Origin of the sequence: Xinfangfangia pollutisoli (assembly GCF_020179405.1) — a bacterium.
GTDB classification, from domain to species: Bacteria; Pseudomonadota; Alphaproteobacteria; order Rhodobacterales; family Rhodobacteraceae; genus Pseudogemmobacter; species Pseudogemmobacter pollutisoli.
On record NZ_JAICBZ010000001.1, the window covers coordinates 216,903 to 225,114 of the forward strand.

General features: G+C 65.1%; 7 protein-coding genes and 1 pseudogene. 2 read left to right on the forward strand and 6 right to left on the reverse strand.

The window, feature by feature from the left end; genetic code table 11:
• The 4 genes from urtB to K1Y73_RS00975 all read right to left on the reverse strand — a co-directional run bounded on the left by urtB (position 1) and on the right by K1Y73_RS00975 (position 4,238).
• Positions 1–894 carry an urea ABC transporter permease subunit UrtB gene (gene urtB / locus K1Y73_RS00960; protein ID WP_225026035.1) on the reverse strand — a complete coding sequence of 298 codons (894 nt, stop codon included), beginning with the start codon at positions 892–894 and terminating at the stop codon, positions 1–3.
• A 65-nt stretch (positions 895–959) separates the two neighbouring features.
• Positions 960–2,204, reverse strand: a complete 1,245-nt coding sequence (locus K1Y73_RS00965; protein WP_225026036.1) for a transporter substrate-binding domain-containing protein — start codon at positions 2,202–2,204, stop codon at positions 960–962.
• A gap of 214 nt (positions 2,205–2,418) precedes the next feature.
• Positions 2,419–3,066 (reverse strand): ANTAR domain-containing response regulator, encoded by a 648-nt coding sequence (locus K1Y73_RS00970; protein WP_225026037.1) that lies wholly within the window; start codon positions 3,064–3,066, stop codon positions 2,419–2,421.
• Between the two features lie 8 nt (positions 3,067–3,074).
• Positions 3,075–4,238, reverse strand: coding sequence for a transporter substrate-binding domain-containing protein (locus tag K1Y73_RS00975; protein WP_225026038.1), 1,164 nt, complete (start codon positions 4,236–4,238; stop codon positions 3,075–3,077).
• Between the two features lie 505 nt (positions 4,239–4,743).
• Between K1Y73_RS00975 and K1Y73_RS00980 the strand changes: the two genes are divergently transcribed.
• On the forward strand, positions 4,744–6,282 hold the full coding sequence (locus K1Y73_RS00980; protein ID WP_225026039.1) for an amidase: 1,539 nt from the start codon (positions 4,744–4,746) through the stop codon (positions 6,280–6,282).
• 53 nt (positions 6,283–6,335) lie between these two features.
• Here the strand turns inward: K1Y73_RS00980 and K1Y73_RS00985 are convergent, their stop codons facing one another.
• Complete coding sequence (locus tag K1Y73_RS00985; RefSeq protein WP_225026040.1) at positions 6,336–7,133, reverse strand: IclR family transcriptional regulator; 798 nt, start codon at positions 7,131–7,133, stop codon at positions 6,336–6,338.
• Positions 7,134–7,417: 284 nt separating this feature from the next.
• On the opposite strand from K1Y73_RS00985, the gene K1Y73_RS00990 reads away from it, so the two are divergent.
• Complete coding sequence (locus tag K1Y73_RS00990; protein ID WP_225026041.1) at positions 7,418–7,882, forward strand: Lrp/AsnC family transcriptional regulator; 465 nt, start codon at positions 7,418–7,420, stop codon at positions 7,880–7,882.
• Here the strand turns inward: K1Y73_RS00990 and K1Y73_RS00995 are convergent.
• Positions 7,879–8,212 (reverse strand): annotated as a pseudogene (locus K1Y73_RS00995) (transketolase); the annotation flags it as partial. The gene K1Y73_RS00990 and the pseudogene K1Y73_RS00995 overlap by 4 nt on opposite strands.

The window sequence follows — 8,212 nt, forward strand, 5'->3', positions numbered from 1 at the left end:
TCAGCGCCCCTTGAAGCTGAACAGACCGGCGGGCCTGAGAAGGATCACAAGGATCACCACCAGCAGGACCGAGGCCCGCCCGGCGATCTCGTTGAAGAAGATGGCGACCAGCGCGTTGATCTCGCCCAGGATGCCGGCGGCGGCCACCGTGCCCAACAGGCTGCCGACGCCCCCGGTCACCACGACCATGAAGCCGTCGACCACCATCGTCGCGCCCATATCGGGCGAGACCGAGCGGAAGCCCGCCATCAGCACGCCCGCGACCCCGGCAAGGCCCGAGCCGAGCGCGAAGGTGATGGCGTTGGTGGCCTTGACGTCGATGCCGCAGGCCGAGGCCATTTGCGGATTGCGGATGATCGCGCGCACTTTCATGCCCAGGGGCGTGCGGTACAGCGTGAACCAGGTCAGCCCCGCCAGCGCCAGCGTCACCAGCACGATGAACACGCGGTAGCTGTTCAGCTGCAGCCCGAACAGGCCCAGCGTGCCTTGCAGGAATTGCGGCACCGGCACGTTCTGCAGGCCTGAGCCCAGCCCCTCGATATGGATGCCGAAAAAGGTCAGGCCGAATTCCAGCCGGATCGCCTGTTGCAGCAGGATCGCGATGCCCCAGGTGGCCAGCAGCGTGTCCAGAAGCCGCCCGTACAGCCGGCGCACCACCAGCCGCTCCAGCCCGTAGCCCAGGGCCGCGGTGACCAGGAAGGCCAGCGGGATCGCCAGAAGAAGATTGGCGCCCAGCCAGATATTGGACAGGACCGCGACATAGGCGCCGATCATGACCATTTCGCCATGGGCCATATTGATGATGCCCATGGCGCCGTAGGTGACCGCAAGGCCAAGCGCCACGAGCAGAAGGATCGAGCTTAGGCTCAATCCGATGAACAGGATATCGAACACGGTCGACCGGCCTTTCGGAGAGAATGTCGGCCCGGGCAAGCGGCGGCCCGCCCGGGCGCGGCAGATCAGAGTTTCGAGCTGTCGAGACCGGCGGCGGTGCAGAACAGGTTCTCGGCCGTCTCGCCATAGCCGGAATAGGGCAGCGGCTTGATCGGCTGGCCGTAGCTGTCGACGATCTTGCTTTGCCCGTCGGGCTGCCACTGGCCGATATTCGGGGTCACCCAGGTGTGCAGATTGTCGGCGTCCACCTTCACCGGGCCGCCGGGCGCGTCATATTCCTGGCCGCGGATGCCTTCGCGGATGCCGTCGGCGGTGAAGTCGCCGGCCTTCTCGACCGCCTGTTTCCACAAGAACAGCTGGAAATAGGCCGCTTCCAGCGAGTGGTAGGTGATGGCCTTCTGATCGTTCACGAAGTCGCGGTAGCGCTGGATGAAGCTTTTGTTCTCGGGCCGGTCGATCGACATGAAATAGGGGAACGAGGTGTAGCTGCCGGCCGCATATTCCGGGCCCATCGCCGCGATCTCGATTTCCGAGGTCACCGTGGCGCAGATCGGCAGATCGGCATGGCTGAGGCCCTGGTTGCGGAATTCGCGGTAGAAGGAAATGATCGAATCGCCGACCACATGCGACAGCACCACATCGGCGCCGGATTCCTTGATCTTGTTGACCATCACCGCCCATTCGGAATGGCCAAGTTCCAGATATTCATCCGCCACCCATTCGGCGCCGCCGGCCTCGATCAGGCTTTTCGAAACCTTGGCCATCTCGCGCGGATAGACATAGTTCGACCCGACGATGAAGAATTTCTTCTTGCCAAGCGTGTTGATGATCCAGGGGATGTAGTTCGACAGCTGCTGGTTCGGCACCGCGCCCAGATAGACCACATTGCGCGAGCATTCGAAGCCTTCGTAATGGGTCTGATAGAACAGCATCGCATTGCGGCGTTCGAAGATCGGCAGCACCGCCTTGCGGCTGGCCGAGGTGTGGCAGCCGAACACGGTTTCCACCTTGTCGCGGATCACCAGCTTCTGCGCCTTTTCGGCGAAGGTCTTGGGGTCCGAGGCGCCATCTTCCACGATGACCTCGATCTGCCGGCCCAGCACGCCGCCAGCGGCGTTGATTTCCGAGGCCGCAAGCTGCACCGCGCTGGCCAGCATCTTCTCGACCACGGAAAGCCCGCCGGTCTGCGAGTACAGCGCGCCGACCTGAACGGTCTCGGCGGCGCGGGCGCTGCGGATATAGCCCGGAAGGGCCAGCGCGCCCGCCGAAACAGCAGCAGTGGTCAGAAACTGACGACGTTTCAGTGTCATGGTTTTTCCCTGTTGTGTTGGCCCATGCGCCTGCGAAGGCCATGCTTGCGATGGGGGGTCTTTTGTTGGAGCTACGGCCGACAGCGCTGTCGAAACAAAAAAGCCCGCCTCGTCCCTGGGAACGATCGCGGGCTGCATTGCCTATGGAACGGTCAGCCTGACGCGGACCGTGCGGTGGTGGCCGGACATGCCGGGGACCATCCTGACGCGGAGACTAATCCGATTCCTTCGCGTCGGACAAGAAATTTTCTGCCCCAAATGCAGCAAAGCCTGCAATTTGTGCAGAGGCGCCGGCGATGATTTCCTGCGCCAGCGCCTCGATCGCGATCCGGCGGCTCATGGCCTCGGCGCGCAGCTCGCGATGGGCCTGATCCTCGTCGATGGCGCGGCTGGCCATCAGGATGGTCTTGGCGCGGCTGACCGCCTGTTCGCCCTTGACCTTGCGCTTGTAGCGACGCGCGTCGCGGGCCAGGTTCTGGGTCTGCGTCCAGATGTTGCGGGCAATCGCCAGATTGGTCAGCAGGCCGAAGGGCTTGATCGGCCGCCCGATCACCGCCATCGCGCCGCTTTCCAGCACCAGCTGCAACGTCGCGGGGTTTTCGTAGCTGACAATCGCCAGAATCGTGGGCGCCGGGTTGCCCATGGTGCGAAACAGCCGCCGCAGCGCCTCGCGCTGGTCATCGACAATGGCAACCAGCACGATATTCGTGCCGCGGGGCAGCTGTTCGGGCACCGGCCAGACCAGTTGCGGCATGCAGCCGATCCGCCGCAGATGGTCGGTCAGGGCCATGCCCTCTTCGTCCATCGGATGCAGGACGACGACCGAGAGATTGCGCAATTCCTTGAGGAAGGCGTAGCTCATCATGAACCTCAGTAGCGCGCGGCGCTGAAGGGGAAAGCGATGGGGTCGGCGTCTTCGGGCAGGCCCGAGATCCGCACCAGATAGGGGTCGGGGGCCACCCGTTCGGCGGGATGGCTGACGATTTCATAGGGGCCCTGTTCGCGGATCCGCGCGACGCGGGGCCACAGATGGGTGTGATTGGTCAGCCGGTCCACCCGCACCGCGCCCTGCGGCGCATCGACCTCGACCTCGTACAGCGCCGGCAGAAGCCGCTCGATCCCGTCCTCGCCGGCCAAAGCCAACGCCGCGGCATAAAGATGGACCGAGAAATAGGCGGCCTCGGCGGGGGCGGTGGATGGGATCGGCCCGCCCGCCGCCAGCCGGAAGGCACGGGCAAAGGCCAGCGCCGCCGGGATGCGCAGCGAATCGAAGAACGGCGCCGCGATCACATGGCCGTCTGCCACGCCGGGCGGCATCCGCGCCACATCGACCTCGCTGGTCGACTGGCTGGCGATCGGACAGGTCTGCGGATCGAAACCCGCCTCGCGATAGGCGGTGTAGAAGGGGATGATCCCGTCGCCCACCACGGTGGAATAGATCATGTCCGGCTTGTGGTCGCGGATCCGGTCGATGATCTGGGTCACATGCTTGCGCTTCAGATCCAGCGGCACATAGATCTCGTCCACCACCTCTCCCCCGCGCGAGCGCAGCAGATCCGAGACGATGCGGTTCGATTCGTAGGGATAGACGTAATCCGAGCCGACCAGGAACAGCCGGCGCCCGAAGCTGCGATGCAGATAGTCGACCAGCGGCACCGAATTCTGGTTCGGCGCGGCGCCGGTATAGACGCAATGGCGCGAATATTCGAAGCCTTCGTAAAGCGTCGGATAGAACAGCAGCGCGTTATGAGCCTCGATCTCGGGCAGCATCGCCTTGCGCGAGCTGGACATATGGCCGCCGAAAATCACCTGGATCCGCTCGTCGCGGCACAGCTCTTGCGCATGGGTGCGATATAGCGCCGGCGTCGATTTCGGATCGCGATAGACCGCGTGCAGCTTGCGCCCCAGCACGCCGCCCATCGCGTTGATCTCGGCGATGGCAAGCCGCGTCGCGGCCAGCTGATTGCGCTCGATCGCACCCGTCACGCCGCTTTGCGACATGATCACGCCGATCCTCCAGGGGTCGTCTGTCATTCACCCGTCCGAAACCCGGCCCGGTTCATCCGGTCCGTAAAAAACAAAAAAGCTCCTGCCCGAAATCAATCGGGAGAGAGCTGCCCTGCTCAAGGATAAGATCATCAAGACCGAAGCCAGGCCGCTTGTCAAACCCCGTTGCGGCAGATTCCGTCCCTGGCGCGACACGGCGGACAATTGCGGCAAATTCTGCCTTGACGACAGGCAGAATGGCAGGTCACATCAACGCTGATCGTCACCGAGCGGCTTCTGTGGGCCTTAGGCCCGCCCGCCGCCTGCGGCCACGGTCCCGGCAGGGCAATGACGCCAGGCCGATGGGCAGCGCTTTTGCCCGCCCCGCCTGACAAGGATGTCAGCATTTCACCCGCATCGACCGGACGACGGTGCCCGTCAGGGCCGTTTCGGCCTTGCTGCCGGCATCGTTCTGATCCTGCGCCTTCCCCCTATCCCGCTCCGCCCCCGCGCCGGAGCGCCAGCTGCGCTTGTCCGCGCGGAAAGGCCCCACATGTCTACCAAAGCTGAGACCCCGCAGATCGACCTTGGCACATTGACCATCGCCAAGGCCCAGGCCGCCTTCGCCGATGGCAGCCTGACCTCCGAGGCGCTGACCCGCGCCTCGATCGCGCAGATGAAGGCGCTGAACGGCAAGTATAATGCGGTGATCTTCGAATGCGACGACGCGCTGGATGTCGCGCGAGAGATCGACCGCCGCCGCGCCGCCGGAGAGAAGCTGGGCCCGATGGCGGGGATTCCGGTGGTGATCAAGGATACGGTCGACATGGTCGGCTATCCCTCGACCGCGGGCTGGCGGCTTCTGTATTCCGGCACCGGTGGTGTCGATCTGATGCCCGAACGCGATGCGCCTGTGGCCGCGCGCATGAAGGCCGCGGGGGCGGTGATCCTGGGCAAGACCAATGTGCCGATCCTCAGCTGGACCGGCACCCATGCCAACGACAGCTGGGCCGGCCCGACGCTGAACGTGGTGCGCGAAGACCGCGCCCCCGGCGGGTCCAGCGCTGGCACCGCCAGCGCCGTTGCCGCGCATTTCTGCCTGACGGGCCTGGCCGAAGAGACCGGCGGCTCGATCCAGAACCCCGCCTCGGCGCAGGGGCTGGTGGGGATCAAGGCGACGATCGGCATGGTGCCGAATGCCGGTGTCGTGCCGCTGTCGGGCAATCGCGACATGGTGGGCCCGATCGCGCGCACGGTGGAAGATGCCGCGATCTGTCTGGATGCGATTGCGGGCTTCACCACCGAAGACCCCAAGACGCTGGCCTCGGTCGGCCATATCCCGGCGGGCGGCTTCGCGGCGAACCTGTCGAAGGACGGTCTGAAGGGCAAGCGCATCGGCCTGTATGGCCCGGGCTGGCGCAAGGATGCGCTCTCGCCCGAGACGGCGGCGCTGTACGAGCGGGCGAAAACCGAACTGGCGGCGGCCGGCGCGGTTCTGGTCGAAGACCCGTTCTCGGGCACCGATTTCAACACCCATCGCCAGATCACGCCCGGCACGCCCTTCTTCGACGGTCGCGGGCTGGAATCGATTCCCTATGATGTCACCTGCTATCTCAAGCGTCTGGGCCCCAATGCCGCGCTGAAGACCTGGGAAGATTTCGTCGAGGCGACCAAATCCGAAGATCCCTTCGCCAAGGGGGCGATCCTGGGCTATCTGCACGAATTGCCGGATTTCGCCGAAGCGCTGAAATCGCCGGCCACGCCGCCCGCGATGCCGGAATTCACCGCGCTGAAAGACACCTATCTGCGGCTGCTGCGCGAGGTGTTTGCGCGGCACGATCTGGACGCGCTGGCCTATCCGCAGATGCTTGAGGAACTGCCGGGCCTGCATTCCGGCGATGCGATCCGCGAAACGACGGTGGGCGAGCTGAACATCGCCGGCATTCCCGGAATCACGGTTCCGGCGGGCTATTACGCCTCGGGCGCGCCGTTCGAGCTGATCTTCCTGGCCCAGCAATGGGACGATGCGGCGATCATCAACATGGCCTATGCCTATGAACAGGCCACGCTGCACCGCAAGCCGGCGGTCTGACGGCGCCGGCGCAAAACGACAGGCCGTTCCCGAATGCCGGTTCGGGGGCGGGCCTAATGCCGGGCGGTGCGGCGGGCCGGGCGGATGGGTTCGGCCTGGGCGGTGGTCTCGCTGAAGCCCAGTTCGCGCTCGATTTCCTGCGCGGTGGCGAAAAGCGCGTCGGTGAACCGGCGCGCATCGCTTTGACGCAGGCGCTCTTCGGGGCCGGCGACGCCGATTGCGCCCAGAACCCGTCCCGAAAGGCTGCGGATCGCGGTGCCATAGCCCAGCACGCCCCGGCGCCATTCGCCATGCGCGACCGAATAGCCCTTTTCGCGGACCTCATCCAGCTGGCGGCGCAGCTCTTCCAGCGACCGCACGGTGTTCGGGGTGAAGGCCTCGATCGTGGCGCCGATGGCGCTGACCAGATCATCGGGCGCATGGGCCAGCATCGCCTTGCCGGTGGCCGTGCAATAGGCCGGCGCCCGGTCGCCCGCGCTGACCGAAGTGCGCACGGCATGGATGCTGTCGACCTTGTCCAGATACAGAACCCGATTGTCATCCAGCACCGACAGATTCACCGTCTCTTCGGTCTCGATCGCCAGTTTGCGCAGATAGGGTGCTGCGACGGCGCGCAGGTCGACCTGTGAATAGACCCGCTGCCCCAGTTCCCACAACCGCAGGGTCAGTTCGTAATTCCGGGACGAGGCGGATCGTCGCACATAGCCGCAGGCTTCCAGCGTGCCAAGCAGCCGATGGGCGTTGCTTTTGCTGATCCCGCATTGGTCGGCGATCTCGGTCAGGGACTGAGAGCTTTCTCTTGAAACAAGATTCTCTAGCACTTTCAGCGCTTTGACGACAGTCGTTTCCATCGGGGTCCTACAAGATACGCAGCAACAGCCTGAATGTGACTATCCCGAAAAGCGAGAAATTCCAATATGCGAAAGAAATCGGGCCGGGAATGCGCGAATTGCATCAAGCCGTTTCTGGTAATCCGCAGGGCCGCGGCCGAATTTCAATGGCACACACGCATAAATGGAATAAATGCCCGTATGTGGGCCGAGCGGCGGGGTCGGGCGGCGCCCTGCCCTTGCGTCCGGCGCGGCGGGCATCGACACTGCGGCGACGGGCCCCTCTGGCTGCAAAGGCTGATCCCATGTCGCGACCGCTTGATTCCCTTGACCGCCGGATATTGGCCGAATTGCAGCGCGACGGCCGCCTGACCCATCAGGAGCTGAGCGAGCGTGTCGGCCTGTCGCCCACGCCCTGCGCCCGCCGTCTGCGGCAATTGCAGGACGAGGGCTATATCACCGGCTATGCGGCCCTGGTGGACGAAGCCCGGATGGGGTTTGGTTTTTCGGTCTTTGTTTCGGTCAAGCTGGACCGGCAGGTCGATGACCAGCTGGTCAATTTCGAACGCGCGATCCTGGCCTGTCCCGAAGTGGTGGAATGCTGGCTGATGACCGGCAACCGCGACTATCTGCTGCGCGTCGCGGTGTCGGGGCTGGAGGAATTCGAACGCTTCCTGACCGGGCGCCTGACCAAGGTGCCCGGGGTGGCGTCGCTGGAAAGCTCGATCCCGATCCGGCGTGTGAAGGGCCGGCAGTCGCGGCTGGTCTAGCCCGGCCCCCCCGCGGCGGGGCGGCGGCCCGGGGTCAGGCCCAGGGCGCGTTCGGCGATGCTGCCGCTGTCGATGCCGAAATGCCGGTACAGATCGCCGATGGTGCCGGTCTGGCCGAAATGTTCAACCCCCAGGGCCAGCGTCCGGTGGCCCGAAACGCCGCCCAGCCAGGACAGCGTGGCCGGGTGGCCGTCGATCACCGTGACCAGAAGGCAGTCGCGCGGCACATCGGCCAGCAGCCGTTCGATCTGCGCCTGCGCGCCGGTCTGGCCGCGCACCCGCGCGCGCTGTGCCGCTGTCCAGCCGGCATGCAGCCGGTCGGCCGAGGTC

Coding starts and splice junctions, on each gene's coding strand:
- K1Y73_RS00965 (WP_225026036.1), bottom strand. CDS start 2,204: ATGACACTGAAACGTCGTCAGTTTCTGACCACTGCTGCTGTTTCGGCG.
- K1Y73_RS00970 (WP_225026037.1), bottom strand. CDS start 3,066: ATGAGCTACGCCTTCCTCAAGGAATTGCGCAATCTCTCGGTCGTCGTC.
- K1Y73_RS00975 (WP_225026038.1), bottom strand. CDS start 4,238: ATGACAGACGACCCCTGGAGGATCGGCGTGATCATGTCGCAAAGCGGC.
- K1Y73_RS00980 (WP_225026039.1), top strand. CDS start 4,744: ATGTCTACCAAAGCTGAGACCCCGCAGATCGACCTTGGCACATTGACC.
- K1Y73_RS00985 (WP_225026040.1), bottom strand. CDS start 7,133: ATGGAAACGACTGTCGTCAAAGCGCTGAAAGTGCTAGAGAATCTTGTT.
- K1Y73_RS00990 (WP_225026041.1), top strand. CDS start 7,418: ATGTCGCGACCGCTTGATTCCCTTGACCGCCGGATATTGGCCGAATTG.